Raw genomic sequence first — 14,911 nt, forward strand, 5'->3', positions numbered from 1 at the left:
GCGCAGCATGACCTAGAAAAAGCCTTTAAAAGTCTGCTGTTAAGTGTTAAGTGTTAAGTGTTCACGCTTCGCCTAGGGTTATACTTGTGACGATGTGGTTCATTGATTTGAAAAGCGCTGTAATGGATAGTTGGTATGCAACACAAAGGTTAATGGGATTAATAGATAATATAGGAAAAATTTATTACTGTCCTTTAAAAATAAATCGCGCACGTAGATGATACTGGTCGCGAGTGAAAAATATAAAAAGATAGGAGAATTAAGTGGGAATGAGTCTGAAAAAATATCAGGTAAAATAATTAAAATTCAAGGAATTCCTGTGATCTCAAAAAGTCAAGCTCCATACGGGCAAATATTTCTACCAACCGCGACAGAATATGTTGTTAATAACTTAGAGAAAATTTTAGGAATTTTATCTCTAGGAATTAATAGATATCTCCAGAAAGGAGGGAACAGGGAACACTTAACTGGGAACTGGGAACAGGGAGAAGTAATTGATGATTTGGTGGTGGTGCTGAGGAATGGTAGAGAGAGTGTGGGAGGTTGGTTCGTGTGGGAGGTTGGTTCGTGTGGGAGGTGTGGGAAGAAATTAAAAAATATATATTTTCACCATTACAATGCAGGACTACCGATGATTTTATAGATAAGAATTGATTCTATTTTTGATTTTTGGAGATGTCTAATATAGCAATCCTCTAATATATTTGTGTATAAAAATCTTACCGCTTTTCGGGAATAGGGAATAAGCAATGGGCAATAGGGAAGAGTTGCAGAGTTTATTTCTAGTTTTTGAATTGTTATATCATGTCCGGATAATTAGTCATAAAAAAACTTTTTCCTCCTTATACATTCAAACTCTCTTCTCTTCCCTCCTGAGGACCTACGGACGTTGCTTGAACATTAATGCGTTACATGTCGCGCAGCGTTAGCGGAGCGAAAGCGTCAGCAATACGTCCCTACCTCCTGACTCCTCCTTCCTTATTTATAACTATTCAACCGGACATGATATTACAACCTATTTAGGATTGCTATAGTAATTTGGGTGTTGGTAAATAAAGGTATGAAAATAAAAATTGAACAATCTCAAATATTTGTTATTCAATAGTTTAGGAATTACCAAAAAATACAAATCATACCCTAATTTACCAATGCCGTAATTTACCTTCATAACTTCCTGATAACTAATAACTGATAACTGATGACTGAACCTCGCCCTGGATATACTTTACCTGTATTTGCTTGTGCTGCTGCTGTAGCTGCGCTCCATTGGATACGTCAAAATACCTCGTCTTTGTCTACCGTATCAATTAATTTACTAGAACCAGCAGAAATTGTTGATATCCCTATCGAACAGATTGCTTTGCTCAAAAGTAATACTGCTTTAGCTATTACTCGTTCCGATCCTGGTAATAATCTCGATCTAACTCGCAATACTCCTGTTTGGGCAATGGTAGAACTGGCCACGGTTTCCCCAACTGATGCTTCCGAACAAATTGTAGTTATAGGTGGAGCAGGAATTGGACATAATATTCATTCTGGGGAAACAGCTATATATAGTTATGCGCGACGACTGTTGCAAGAAAATCTTCGACCTTTGCTCAACCAAAATGAACAAGTTAAAGTCAGTATCATTTTACCAGAAGGTCGTCAATTAGCGACTCGGACTTCTAATTCTGCTTTTGGTATAGTTGAAGGTCTTTCTTTATTAGGCACTACGGGGGTTTCTCAACCTTTGAGTGTGCCTGGACAACTTGAAGTTTACCAGGAAGAACTACAACAAAAGGCAGTACAGTTTAATAGTTTGGTGTTTTGTGTAGGGGAAAATGGTTTAGATATAGCCAAGAAAATGGGAATACCTGCACAACAGACTGTCAAAACAGCTAACTGGTTAGGCCCAATGTTGGTTGCTGCTGCTATTGCCGGAGTAGAGTCTATTTTATTATTAGGTTATCACGGCAAATTAATTAAATTAGCTGGCGGGATTTTTCATACTCATCATCATCTAGCTGACGGACGATTAGAAATTTTGACTGCTCACTGTGCAAATATAGGTTTGCCTACCTCTGTGCTACAAGAGATTTTTACTTGTACTACTGCCGAGAATGCTTTGAAACTGCTGCGGAACTTAGATATGAATGGGGAAAATGACTGGGTGGGTAGGGTGTATGGGGCGATCGCCTCAAAAATTGACCAACGTTGCCAAGCTTATATTTTTAATCATAGTCAAAAGCAGGTCCAAGTAGGTTCCATGTTGTTTAACCGCGATCGCCAAATTTTCTGTAAAACTGAAGTTGCTGATACAGTTTTTTCACAAATTTGTTATTCTATTAAGAATACCCTTTTGAATTGAGAATGCAGAATTGAGAATGCAGAATTATTAAATTAATGAATCTTTTTTAAATTAAGAATGCAGAATTGAGAATGCAGAATTATTAAAAAAGCAATCAGCACTCAGCACTAAAGGTTTAGAAGGGATTTTGTTAACCCTCTGCGCACCTTCCGGTTTATAGAAACCGGCGATTTCAACCCAAGTAGGGACGAATGGCCATTCGTCCCTACTTGCTGATAGCTAGTTAAATTAATGGATTAATGAATATAGCTAAGACAGAATTGGTTAGGACATAGACTGATGATGAATCTTAGACTAGGAAGTGTTTTTCACTCGTATTCCCTATTCCCTATTCCCTGCTATAGCTAAAGTTTTCAATTCTTAATTTTAATTCATAAAAAGATAAGTTTAGAAATTCCAAAATAAAAAAACTTAGACAGGACTTACGCAAAGACTCTAAATATAGCGAGGGCGAATGCCATTCGCCCCTACAGATGGTGGTTTAAAAGTCAATTTGTGTAAGTCCTGTTAGAGTTAAAAATTAATTCTGCATTATTCTAAATTCTAAATTCTAAATTCACTCATTACTCTAGTCTAGTAGCATATTAATCGTGACTCTAACAACACAGACAGAAGAAAGTTCAGATTCTCTCACTCAGTTTAACCGTCAAATGATCGTGATTATGGACTTTGGTTCTCAATATTCTGAACTAATTGCCCGGCGAATTCGCGAAACTCAAGTATATTCAGAGGTTGTTTCCTATTGTACAACTGCTGAAAAATTGGCAGCTCTTAATCCCAAGGGAATCATTCTTTCTGGCGGACCTAATTCTGTTTACGATGAAGGGGCGCCTCATTGCGATCCGGAAATTTGGAATTTGGGTATACCCATTTTGGGAGTCTGCTACGGTATGCAGTTGATGGTACAACAACTTGGTGGAGAAGTCAAACGCGCTGAACTTGCCGAATATGGTAAAGCATTTCTATCAATAGACGATCCTACAGATTTGCTGACGAATGTAGAAGAAGGTACAACTATGTGGATGAGTCATGGAGATTCTGTGACAAAAATGCCTTCTGGTTTTGAAGTATTAGCTCATACCGATAATACTCCCTGTGCAGCGATCGCTAACCATGACAAAAAGCTCTATGGTACTCAGTTTCACCCAGAGGTAGTTCATTCTATTGGGGGTCAAGCTTTGATTCGGAATTTTGTCTACCATATCTGTCAGTGCGAACCAACTTGGACGACAGAAGCTTTTGTGGAAGAAGCGATTCGAGAAATTAGAGCTAAAGTAGGGGATAAACGAGTATTATTAGCTCTGTCTGGAGGGGTTGATTCTTCAACCTTAGCGTTTTTGCTCCATGAGGCGATCGGGGATAAATTAACTTGTATGTTTATCGATCAAGGATTTATGCGGAAGTATGAACCGGAGAACTTGGTAAGAATATTTCACGAATCTTTTCATATCTCAGTTGAATATGTGAATGCGCGGGAACGCTTCTTAGATAAACTCAAAGGAGTCACCGATCCAGAACAGAAACGCAAATTAATCGGACATGAATTTATCCAGGTATTTGAGGAAGAGTCAAAACGTTTAGGACCTTTTGATTATCTCGCTCAAGGTACTCTTTATCCAGACGTGATTGAATCTGCTAACACTAATGTTGACCCCAAAACTGGGGAGCGGGTGGCGGTAAAAATTAAGAGTCATCACAATGTTGGCGGTTTGCCGAAAGATTTGAGATTTAAGTTAGTCGAACCTCTGCGCAAACTTTTTAAGGATGAAGTCAGAAAGGTAGCGCGTTCCATTGGTTTACCAGAAGAAATTGTGCGACGACATCCTTTTCCTGGTCCGGGATTAGCAATTCGGATTTTAGGGGAAGTTACAGACGAACGGTTGAAAATATTACGGGATGCTGATTTTGTGGTGCGGGATGAAATTAAGCAACAGGGAATGTATCACGATTTTTGGCAAGCGTTTGCGGTGTTGTTGCCTATTCGGAGTGTGGGGGTAATGGGAGACAAACGTACTTATGCTTATCCTATTGTTTTGCGGTTTGTTTCTAGTGAGGATGGGATGACTGCAGATTGGTCTCGTGCGCCTTATGATTTGTTGGAAAGTATTTCTAATCGGATTGTGAATGAGGTGAAGGGTGTTAACCGGGTGGTGTATGATATTACTTCTAAACCTCCTGGTACTATTGAGTGGGAGTGATAAGAAGTCAGAAGTTTGAAGTCAGAAGTCAGAAGTAATTTCTATCTGAAGTTTACTGTAGGTTGGGTTAAGCGGCAGCGCAACCCAACACAACCAGGATTTTTGGCTTTCAAGCTACCTTCATCAAACCAAACTGGCAACTTGGGGGATGTTGGGTTTTTCCGTTGGAAATGCTCCGCAAACGTACCTCAACCCAACCTACAACTAAAATCTTGCTTTTGTTGTACTGTAGGTTGGGTTAAGCGGCAGCGCAACCCAGCACAACCAAGGTTAAATTTTGCTCTCAAGCTACCTTCATCAAATCAACCTGGCAACTTGGGGGATGTTGGGTTTTTCCGTTGGAAATGCTCCGCAAACGTACCGATACAGTCGATGGGGATATTGCTATCCCTCACCTCTGCTTCAAAACCGTGCATGAGAGTTTCCTGCTCACACGGCTCCTGATAATTAAGGTGACTTCGAGGTTAGGTTCACATACTTCCTTTTACCGCCTATATCTATATATAGTCGGGTCAGGCCACGTTAATATTATTACCTTTGGCGCTTTGCCGGGAGGTTTATTTTGGCACTCAGAGTCTCCTACTCTTGAAGTGGCTCTAATATCACGTTTTCGGCTATATTAGTTTCTGCTTTTACCGCCTACCTTAACTACCGGACCACGTCTGCATATCCTGAAAATTACTTCAGGCTTGCTTCTTGAGGAATCCTTATCCCTAATAGACATTGGTTAAACTTTCCCTACTCATTGATTGAGAGTCTAATAGGGGTTACTTCGTTCCCATAACTCATTTCATGTTAGCTTGATAGTGTCCTGAGTCGTCCGAGATTGGCCAGCTAGTCCTTTGAGCGGTTGAAGACTCAAAGGGGCGTCATCTATACCGTTTTGGTCACAGGGAATACAAGGACAATTACCCTGATTTAGGTTGACGAACGTTTAACAGGATTCATGTTCTTCACCTTGGCTAACTTCTCTGGCGGCGTCGTACTTAGTCCTTAAGGCTTATCCGCTTTTAGCCCATGCACGGAGAGCAATGGTTGTTAACCCATTAAACCTGAGCTACAAAGTCACTCCCTAGCTGAGAGGGAAGGAATTGAACCTCCATGAGTTATGAGTTTTTAACCATTGGTTAAAGGGTCATGTTGCAATTTAGCTTCTTTGACCCAACGAGTCGCACTCAACCCAACCTACAACTAAAATCTTGCTTTTGTTGTACTGTAGGTTGGGTTAAGCGGCAGCGCAACCCAACACAACCATGGTTAACTTTTGCTCTCAAGCTACCTTCATCAAATCAACCTGGCAACTTGGGGGATGTTGGGTTTTTCCGTTGGAAATGCTCCGCAAACGTACCTCAACCCAACCTACAACTTTTTAGCCTTTAGTTTTTCTTTTGCTGCCTAGGATTAAACCGCCTATTCCGATCAAACCTAATATTAGGCTAGGTTCGGGCGTGGCAACCTGGGGGTTCGTACTCGCACGCGGCCATCTAATCGCTCGCGAATCTCCAACCTGAGTCGCAGGATCGAAGTCAACATTATCTATAATAATCATCGGTTCCGGATCTGATTCATAATAAACCTCCAAAAAAGCATCCGTGAAGTTACCCAGCAAACCACTATTATCATTTTGAAACTCTACAAAGCTACTATTCGCGAGCTCATACTCAAATTGTATACCACTGCTTGAACGATCTAGGCCGTCAGCAGTATCAAGGACTGTACCTTCCTGAACGACGTGATCGCTCCATTTAAGTACATTATTTTTATCAAACAAAGAAATATTCCAACTCTCCAACTCCCCCTCTGAACTTGAGATTAACCCGTTCCCGGAGGAGTCATAACCTGACCAATCCAAAAGCATTTTAGAAAAGTCTGGATCGGATAAGAAGGTAAAAGTAGTCTGGAAAGAAGCTGCAGTTACAGGCAGTTGCATCAATCCACAAAAGCTAGCAGCGCCACAGAGTATTCCTAAACCCTGTTGGCATTTCTTCTTCAGGTGTCCAAAAAGTTGAGTTTTGATCACCTCTAATGTGATAGTACAAAAATTTATTCATAAATAAAATCATAATGCGCCCCCCGTGTCAAGAGCATAATACCAAGTTCATAATACCAACTTGAAAAAAGAATGTTACGAATAATAAGGGGAATACAAATACTTTACAGGAGATGTTCCTTTGACGAGTTCAAGAATTTATGAACTAAAAATGGCATCGAAGCTATTTGTTCTGACTCCTGATTCCTGACTCCTGACTCCTCAAAAAACCTAGATATTTGTAGCAAACATTTATCAACCTGTTATAAAACAAATGAAATATTCATAAAACAAATTGAATCTTCATAAAACTTTGTTGTAAATTCTCTGATTTTTGGCTTTGCGCTTTGTCATGGCGTAGCGATCGCTCCCGTAGATCCTATAGATAAAAGTCTGGCTTTATGTATTGTGATCAGCGATCGAACATTACATTATTTATGGTATTTTCACTCATTAACCAGACTTGTCTCACTTTTTTTGCCGATTTAAACTTAAAATAAATTTGTATAGATAAATCTGTTGATAATACCTTTTTAACTTAACCTTAATCTTTGTGGAAAAATCTGTGGAAAACTATGTTTTAATTGTGGAAAACTTTACTTTTTCAACAACCAAGAATATTAGTTATTACTTTTGTCTAACTAATAATAACTTTTCCATTAGCATTTAAGTGAAAATTGATTACTCCCGGAAGTTCCATAGCGATCGCATCATTAGGGAGTAGGGGAGTAGGGGAGTAGTCTAGTAGTGGATTGTTTCATCTTAAATGGTGCAATAGAATATGGGGGTGTGGGGGATTGAAATGACGGTGTGATAAGGCGATTATCAAAAAAGCTAATGCACTATTTTAGGTGAAACAATCCACTACTGGACTAATTATTAATCTTGCTTTAACCAAAGCTTTTTTAAAAGTTCTAACTAATCTTTGAGCTTGATGTTTATAAAGTTTTTTCGGTAATTTTCCTGGCAAATTATTCATTAATTCTCTTGCGGTAAGCATACTGCATCCAGCAATACCAGAAATTTCATTTGCTCCTTGAAATATGGCATATTGTGATTGAGCAGTTTCAACCATAACTTGCCAAGTAGGTTCCTTAATTTCACCATTTTCAATTCGTTTTAAACCACTAATTGTTGCCAAAACAATTAAGCGATCGCCCACTGCAAGTCTAATATCATCTGAAGGCATTAATTTTGAGTTATCCAGTGATTTATGATATAAAATTGGTACTACCCTATAACCATAAGCTATTGCGGCTAAAATTAATCAGAAAGCTCTCCTGTTTCAATATTATATTCAGTTACTAATTAAGTATGGCTCGACATTTTTTAAGTTCAGCTTGTGTTAATATATTAGACATCTCCAGAAAAGAGGGAACAGGGAACAGGGAACAGGGAACAGGGAAGAACAATTGATAATTTCTGGATAAGAATTGATTTTACTTTTTATTTTTGGAGATGTCTATTAGGCTCTCTTACATCTCCAATAATTAATTTATTTAACTGTGAAAATAAATCGGAAACTTGCCAATATTGAGGTTGTATTAGGTCGATAGCATTAGCAATTACACCAAAGTGTTTTAATGTTGTGACGCAATGTTGTCTTAAACTACCTAAACCACATACTAAAAACCGATCTATTGATGGTTGAAGTGAAGTATTAGTTGTTGGGTTTATATTGTTAGATTGATGGTCAGGAGTAGATGATAAAATTGTTTTACCGAATAATTTATAACAATATGTATTGCTAAATATCTTGGTTTTGCACTTAAAATCAATAAAGCAACTAATATTTAGTAATAGAAGTTATCAATAACTTTTAGATTCTGACTTTTGTTTCTGGGTTAACCAACGCCACTTTAAAAAAGCAATAACTTCTTCTGGCAACAAAATCAGATGAGGTTCATTAGAGATGAATAGTAACCAGTATTCTTCCTGTTGATGTAGTTTCCATTTCGGTTTTATCGGGTGGGATATTATTTGCCAATAACCAAGTAAATCATGGTTACAAAAAAATCCAAATTTTTGAGCCTCATTTATGATAAAATCTGTCATTATTGGTAGTTCCTACAATTATTTAGGTTTATTTTTTTAGTCTAATAATCTACAATTTACCTAGTAAGTAAATATATCAATTATCCTATAACCTTAACTTGTATATAGTCAAGTTTGACGTTTTTTTAACTTTACTACCTAGTAATATCATGTCCGGTAGCATTGGTATTGTATAGATAAGGTAAGGAAGAAGTAAGAAGTTTTAAGAGAAAAACGTTATATATATGGGCGGTAGATATTTCCCCAACTTTTACACGCTCCAATATAAACGGACATGATATAACTGGACTGATGGGGCTAAATAGTAAAAAATTGTCTATACAAATAATCTTAATTAGGGTTTGCTGAAAAAGTTTTATGGGTGAGGGTACTAAGTGTTCGACTAAGGTTAAATTGAACTTAGTTAAAACTTGTTCTCAAGTGAATTTACTATATGGCATAGTTTTTTTCTAAGTTTCTGAATGTTACTTCTTTTTATTATACTAATAGGGAGTAGGGAACAAGGGAGAATCTGTTTGGATACCATTGTGCAGGAAAAAATATTATCGCTGCAAAAAAAAGAAAATTTGGTAGTTCTTGTAGATGTAATGATTGATTTTGGAATATATCTAAAGTGATAGGCAATAAGCAACAGAAAATATATCTAATATCATGTCCGGTAGCATCGGTATTATATAGCAAAGGTAGGGAACAGGGAACAGGGAACAGGGAACAGGGAGCAGGGAACAGGGAGGAATACTTAAGAGCTAGAAAAAAAACTTAAATTTCCTGTAGATATTCACCGTTAGATTTACACAAACGATACCAGCGGACATGATATAATTCGATGGTTTTACAGAAATAGTATTTGCTACCCAACTTAAATTTTTTCAGAATATCACTACTTGTACACCACTACGGAAAATTTTTATTATGCCTAATTAATAATCATTTATATGATACCAAATCTTGTTATCCGGACATGATATTAGCTATTGTTATTTAATTTTTTGAGTAAATAATTTTTCCAACGCTGATAAGCTTCATTATATTGATCTAAATGCTTGGTTTCTGCAACAGTTTTTATTACCTCGCCCCCTGACATAGCTTCATCTAATGATTTAAAAGCGCCAACTGTGACACCTGCAGCTTTTGCTGCACCCACTGCACCAGTGGTATCAATGATCTCTACTTCACAATTTGCCAATGCAGAAATAGTATGGGAAAAAATGTCTGATTGAAAAAGATTGTCATTCCCTACACGCAATCGAGAAATTGACATTCCCATCTCTTTCATAATCTCTATGCCATAAATAAATGAAAATGCTACTCCCTCTAATCCTCCTCTGATTAAATGATTAATTTGATGTCGGTTGAAATTGATCGAATTTATACTGGCGCCAATATTCTGATTGTTAAGCATACGCTCCACACCGTTGCCAAACGGAAGTATAATGACTCCATCAGATCCGATAGAGGTCTTTGAAGCTTGATATTCCATCTGAGGATAACTATATTTTTTACCTGAAATGCTTTGCATCCAGCTATGTTGAATTCCTGCACCATTGATGCACAGTAGAACACCGATCCTTTTTTGTTCAGATTGATGGTTGACATGGGCGAAACTGTTTACACGAGAATATTGATCAAAAATTACTTGATTACTTACACCATAGACCACACCGGAAGTACCTCCTGTAGCTGCTATATCTCCTGGTTGAAGTACGTTCAAGCTGAGTGCATTGTTAAGTTGATCGCCAGCTCTGTAAGTAACAGGTGTTTCTTTTGGTATGCCTAATTTTTCTGCTGCAGTTTTAGTCAGCTTACCGTGATGTCCGAGTGATTCCCGGATATCTGGAATCAGATCGACTGAAATGCCAAAATGATCAAAAAGAAATCCAGCAGGTTCTTCACGGAGAAAGTCCCAGAAAATACCTTCGGACAATCCTGAAATGGTTGTTGTGGATTCTCCTGTAAGTTTCATGGCAATAAAGTCACCGGGTAGCATAAATTTATCGATTTTCCCGTATAATTCTGGCTCGTTATCCTGGACCCATTTTAATTTTGACGCTGTGAAATTGCCGGGAGAATTTAATAAGTGCGATAGACATTTTTCCTTTCCTAATTCAGTAAATGCCTGATTACCAATTTCAACTGCACGGCTGTCACACCATATAATTGATGGTCTTAATATTTGCTGGTCTTTGTCGAGCAATACTAATCCATGCATTTGATAACTAATACCAATTCCTGCTATCTCATTAGGGTTAACATGAGTCTTATTCAACAGTTTTTTAGTTGATGCTACCACACATTCCCACCAATATTCAGGATTCTGTTCAGCCCAGTCGGGATACTGAGCAATAATCTCCATTTCCTTTTCTGGATATTTTTCTACCCCAATAGTTTGCTTGGTTAAGCTATTGACTAATGCAACTTTGATGAAGGAACTTCCAATGTCGTAACCCAGTAAGATCATTTTCCAATTTTTTTTTAACTTTCCTGGCGGGAAGTCCCGCGCTCTCCATCCCCCCTAACCCCCCGTGCATAGGGGGGAGGGGAGCGTCGGGATGAAAGCCAGGGCGAGGATTCGGACACCTTCATAAGCTAAACGTTCATATGCCCAAGACACAAGCTAGAAGCATTTTGTTATTATCAATGTCAACACAGGGGGAGGACATTACCTTTGTCATGCGCAGCGGTTAGGGTTTCCCAGACGCTCATAATCCCTATTTTTCCATCCCCTTAAAAGGGAAGGCTTGAGACCTTATTTTTTGGTCAGGAGGGAAGAGCAATTGTGAAAGATTTACTAATAGCTGAAGATGAAAATTTTTTTTTATACCGAACCCGAGCGGATTTGATATAATAGACATTTCCAGAAAGGAGGGAATAGGGAATAGGGAATAGAGAATAGGTATGGAAGGGGAAATAATTGATAATTTATATCATGTCCGGATAATTAGTGATAAAAAAACTTTCTTCTTCTTTCTTCCCTCCTGAATTCTGAATTCTGACTCCTGACTCCTGAGTAGTTTATTTATCACTGTTCAGCCGAACATGATATTATATACAATAATTGATTATTTTCCCCTACTCCCTATGGACGTTGCATACAACATCCCTACCTGCGACTTACTTCCTCTTTTCCGGAGAGGCCTAATGATGATGATGATGGTGGTGGTCGTGATGATGATGATGGTGGTGAGAATGTCCATGCTCACCATGATGACTATGACTATGAGTTGACTTTGCCTGTGCTACTGCTAATGAAGGATTAACAGCTAAAGCATTTTCACTTAACAATTCCTCAATATAAAGGTTAGCCCACTCGGCAGCCATTTGCAAAAATTCTGGGCGGTCATTTACACAAGGCATTTGCCGATAAGTTACTTCTGGATTTTTCCGACGCAAACTTTCAATAATATGCTCTACATCTAATAATGTTTCGTGGTTTTCTGTGGCAAAACCAATGGGCATAAATACAATAGCTGTTGCACCTAATTCTATGAGGTTTTTTGCGGCAGTTTTAGCATCTGGTTGAGTCCATTCAATTAGTGGAGTATCGTGGTTTAACCAACCTACAGAAATTAAGGGAAAACGATTGATTAAACGTTCTCTTACTAATTCATAAAGTGCTTGACTTTCATCAATTCCAGAAGTAAAACCTTTTGCTTTGTGGGGGCAACCATGATTTGTTAAAACAATGCCAATTTGAGATGGTAAATGAGCAATTGCTAAGTCATTAAGAATTTGTTCTTCTACCATTTTTGCCATTAATTCAATATAATCTGGTTCGTTATAAAAGGAAGGAATATAACGTTGACCTTTGACCCAATGTTCGGTTTTATCTGCTAGTTTTACTAATGCTTTATTAGCTTGTTCGACGGCTATTCCACTGGTAAAAATTGAGTCAACTACTAGCAAGGGATATATCAATAATTTATCAAATCCTTCTGATTTTATTTGCGTTAATACTTGTTCTGGTAAGTGGGGAGCGCAAAAGTTAAATGCTTTGAATACTTTGACGCGATCGCCCCATTTTGCTTGGAGATTTTTTTCTATTCCTGCTCTTTGATTTTCAAATATAGCGTTATGAGGTGAGATGAAGTTTCCATGTTGATGACTCCATTCATGCAGGTCAAAAATAGCTAATAATTTTGCTAAAGGAGGATATATCCAGGTAGGAACAGGAGCAAATTTTGCTGTGAGTAAGTTTAATGCTTGTTCGTTATAATTGGCAAAATCTTCATAGCTTTCTACTTCGCCATATCCCATTAATAATACTGCTACTCTGTCTTGACTGGGAGATGCAGAATTTGTTGGGTTTTGAATTTTTTCTGGAGTTGTAACCACGCGCTTGCTCCTCTAGTTGTTTTTATTAATTAACTCGATTAAAGAAAATGAGTAATTCGACTCTTGCGTTAGTTTAGCATTGCCCACTGGGGGGATGGGTATTAGAATGATTGAGATTGTATGAAGATTTGAAAGTTGAAAGTCAAAAGTAATCTTTGAAGTAAATACATTTTCTGAAGCACCCGAGCGTGGAGATGAGTCGTCAAATTTTGCTTTTATTGCGTATGGAGCAATAGTCGTTTCATTTTCTGAAGCACCCGAGCGTGGAGATGAGTCGTCAAATTTTGCTTTTATTGCGTATGGAGCAATAGTCGTTTCATTTTCTGAAGCACCCGGCGCGGTGGGGATGGGTAGTCAAATTTCTCTTTTATTGCGTATGGAGCAATAGTCGTTTCATTTTCTGAAGCACCCGGCGCGGTGGGGATGGGTAGTCAAATTTCTCTTTTATTGCGTATAGAGCAATAGTCGTTGCATTTTCTGAAGCACTCGAGCGTGGCGATGAGTAGTCAAATTTCTCTTTTATTGCGTATAGAGCAATAGTCGTTGCATTTTCTGAAGCACCCGTGGCGATGAGTAGTCAAATTTTGCTTTTATTGCGTATAGAGCAATAGTCATTACATTTTCTGAAGCACCCAGCGCGGTGGGGATGGGTAGTCAAATTTCTCTTCTATATAGTTTTCGCATTTTCTGAAGCACCCACCCGGCGCGGGGGGATGGGTAGTCAAATTTCTCTTTTATTGCGTATAGAGCAATAGTCGTTGCATTTTCTGAAGCACTCGAGCGTGGCGATGAGTAGTCAAATTTTGCTTTTATTGCGTATAGAGCAATAGTCATTACATTTTCTGAAGCACCCGACCCGGCGCGGGGGGATGGGTAGTCAAATTTCTCTTTTATTGCGTATAGAGCAATAGTCGCTACATTTTCTGAAGCACCCGGGCGTGGCGATGAGTCGTCAAATTTTGCTTTTATTGCGTATAGAGCAATAGTCATTACATTTTCTGAAGCACCCGGGGATGGGTAGTCAAATTTCTCTTCTATATAGTTTTCGCATTTTCTGAAGCACCAGACCCGGCGCGGGGGGATGAGTCGTCAAATTTCTCTTTTATTGCGTATAGAGCAATAGTCTCTGCATTTTCTGAAGCACCAGGGCGTGGAGATGGGTCGTCAAATTTTCCTACTAGACCGACACACCTTAAAATTTTGCATTAGAAAAAAATGCTCAAACCTTGCTATAACAGGAACTATACAAAAAAGCACTCCGCACAGTTTTAGCTGTGTCAGTCTACTACTAGACCTACTCGACTGTAACTGATAACTAAAATGACTATAGTAATTTGCCCCGGAATACACGATCAAAAGTTAACCGAGCAATTCTTGGAGAGATTATTTATTAATTGGCGGAGTCTCTCTGATTCCGGCGACCTCTTGGTGTGCCGAACTCAAGACTATGCTCCCTATTCTGCCATTGACATATCAAAATTCTTATGGTGCTCAAAATCTATAACTATAGATATGCCATTACTATTTATTGCTTTTAGTGCCGGAGTGGTAGGAGCAATAGGAGCAGCTTGGACTTGGCAACTCCAAGGTGGACAAGTAAAAGCTTTTATAGCTATCGATGGATGGGGAATGCCTTTAACTGGGAATTTTCCGATATATAAAGTTAGTCACGACTATTTTACCTATTGGAGTTGGGGAATTTTGGGAAGTGGTGATGAAAGCTTTTATGCCTATCCATCTGTAGAACATTTAGAAATATGGCGATCGCCCGACATTACTACAGGTTGGTGGCTACATCAAAACAGTGTTGAAGTCAAAACAGCAACACCTGTAACAGCCAAAGAATTTATCATCAAAATATTAGAAAACCATAGATAATTAAGGTAAGCATTCAGCTTTTTCTCCCTGAAAAGCGAGGCTTTAAATCTTAATTTTTCGGTAAAAGCA

The 14,911-nt window shown here is 38.4% G+C and carries 11 protein-coding genes; 5 read left to right on the top strand and 6 right to left on the bottom strand.

Going from position 1 to position 14,911, the window contains the following annotated elements; translation table 11 throughout:
- Positions 1 to 217 precede the first annotated feature (217 nt).
- The 4 genes from F6K40_RS00155 to F6K40_RS00170 all read left to right on the top strand — a co-directional run bounded on the left by F6K40_RS00155 (position 218) and on the right by F6K40_RS00170 (position 5,928).
- Positions 218 to 643 carry a hypothetical protein gene (locus F6K40_RS00155; RefSeq protein WP_293129656.1) on the top strand — a complete coding sequence of 142 codons (426 nt, stop codon included), beginning with the start codon at positions 218 to 220 and terminating at the stop codon, positions 641 to 643.
- Positions 644 to 1,198: 555 nt separating this feature from the next.
- Positions 1,199 to 2,350 (top strand): cobalt-precorrin-5B (C(1))-methyltransferase CbiD, encoded by a 1,152-nt coding sequence (gene cbiD / locus F6K40_RS00160; protein ID WP_293129659.1) that lies wholly within the window; start codon positions 1,199 to 1,201, stop codon positions 2,348 to 2,350.
- A gap of 650 nt (positions 2,351 to 3,000) precedes the next feature.
- Complete coding sequence (gene guaA, locus F6K40_RS00165) at positions 3,001 to 4,548, top strand: glutamine-hydrolyzing GMP synthase (RefSeq protein ID WP_293129974.1); 1,548 nt, start codon at positions 3,001 to 3,003, stop codon at positions 4,546 to 4,548.
- 1,137 nt (positions 4,549 to 5,685) lie between these two features.
- Positions 5,686 to 5,928, top strand: coding sequence for a hypothetical protein (locus F6K40_RS00170; RefSeq protein ID WP_293129662.1), 243 nt, complete (start codon positions 5,686 to 5,688; stop codon positions 5,926 to 5,928).
- Here F6K40_RS00170 and F6K40_RS00175 read toward each other — a convergent pair.
- The 6 genes from F6K40_RS00175 to F6K40_RS00200 all read right to left on the bottom strand — a co-directional run bounded on the left by F6K40_RS00175 (position 5,918) and on the right by F6K40_RS00200 (position 13,954).
- Positions 5,918 to 6,568: a PEP-CTERM sorting domain-containing protein gene (locus tag F6K40_RS00175; protein ID WP_293129666.1), complete on the bottom strand. Its 651-nt coding sequence runs from the start codon at positions 6,566 to 6,568 to the stop codon at positions 5,918 to 5,920. The genes F6K40_RS00170 and F6K40_RS00175 overlap by 11 nt on opposite strands.
- Before the next feature lie 856 nt (positions 6,569 to 7,424).
- The gene (locus F6K40_RS00180; RefSeq protein ID WP_293129668.1) at positions 7,425 to 7,766 is read right to left on the bottom strand and encodes a hypothetical protein; all 342 of its coding nucleotides are present in this window, start codon (positions 7,764 to 7,766) and stop codon (positions 7,425 to 7,427) included.
- A 620-nt stretch (positions 7,767 to 8,386) separates the two neighbouring features.
- Positions 8,387 to 8,632: a hypothetical protein gene (locus F6K40_RS00185; RefSeq protein WP_293129670.1), complete on the bottom strand. Its 246-nt coding sequence runs from the start codon at positions 8,630 to 8,632 to the stop codon at positions 8,387 to 8,389.
- 967 nt (positions 8,633 to 9,599) lie between these two features.
- Complete coding sequence (locus F6K40_RS00190) at positions 9,600 to 11,090, bottom strand: xylulokinase (protein WP_293129672.1); 1,491 nt, start codon at positions 11,088 to 11,090, stop codon at positions 9,600 to 9,602.
- A gap of 677 nt (positions 11,091 to 11,767) precedes the next feature.
- Entirely contained in the window at positions 11,768 to 12,964 is a 1,197-nt protein-coding gene (locus tag F6K40_RS00195; protein ID WP_293129674.1) for a ferrochelatase, read from the bottom strand.
- A gap of 654 nt (positions 12,965 to 13,618) precedes the next feature.
- Positions 13,619 to 13,954 carry a hypothetical protein gene (locus F6K40_RS00200; RefSeq protein WP_293129676.1) on the bottom strand — a complete coding sequence of 112 codons (336 nt, stop codon included), beginning with the start codon at positions 13,952 to 13,954 and terminating at the stop codon, positions 13,619 to 13,621.
- Between the two features lie 330 nt (positions 13,955 to 14,284).
- Here F6K40_RS00200 and F6K40_RS00205 point away from each other — a divergent pair, with 330 nt between their 5' ends.
- Complete coding sequence (locus tag F6K40_RS00205) at positions 14,285 to 14,842, top strand: hypothetical protein (RefSeq protein WP_293129678.1); 558 nt, start codon at positions 14,285 to 14,287, stop codon at positions 14,840 to 14,842.
- Positions 14,843 to 14,911: the final 69 nt, after the last annotated feature.

Source organism: Okeania sp. SIO3I5, assembly GCF_010672085.1.
Lineage (GTDB): Bacteria > Cyanobacteriota > Cyanobacteriia > Cyanobacteriales > Microcoleaceae > Trichodesmium.

What these genes read in the sequence shown, in the direction of transcription:
- F6K40_RS00155 (WP_293129656.1), top strand. Translation starts at nt 218, where the DNA reads ATGATACTGGTCGCGAGTGAAAAATATAAAAAGATAGGAGAATTAAGT.
- cbiD (WP_293129659.1), top strand. Translation starts at nt 1,199, where the DNA reads ATGACTGAACCTCGCCCTGGATATACTTTACCTGTATTTGCTTGTGCT.
- guaA (WP_293129974.1), top strand. Translation starts at nt 3,001, where the DNA reads ATGATCGTGATTATGGACTTTGGTTCTCAATATTCTGAACTAATTGCC.
- F6K40_RS00170 (WP_293129662.1), top strand. Translation starts at nt 5,686, where the DNA reads ATGTTGCAATTTAGCTTCTTTGACCCAACGAGTCGCACTCAACCCAAC.
- F6K40_RS00180 (WP_293129668.1), bottom strand. Translation starts at nt 7,766, where the DNA reads ATGCCTTCAGATGATATTAGACTTGCAGTGGGCGATCGCTTAATTGTT.
- F6K40_RS00185 (WP_293129670.1), bottom strand. Translation starts at nt 8,632, where the DNA reads ATGACAGATTTTATCATAAATGAGGCTCAAAAATTTGGATTTTTTTGT.
- F6K40_RS00190 (WP_293129672.1), bottom strand. Translation starts at nt 11,090, where the DNA reads ATGATCTTACTGGGTTACGACATTGGAAGTTCCTTCATCAAAGTTGCA.
- F6K40_RS00200 (WP_293129676.1), bottom strand. Translation starts at nt 13,954, where the DNA reads ATGACTATTGCTCTATACGCAATAAAAGCAAAATTTGACGACTCATCG.
- F6K40_RS00205 (WP_293129678.1), top strand. Translation starts at nt 14,285, where the DNA reads ATGACTATAGTAATTTGCCCCGGAATACACGATCAAAAGTTAACCGAG.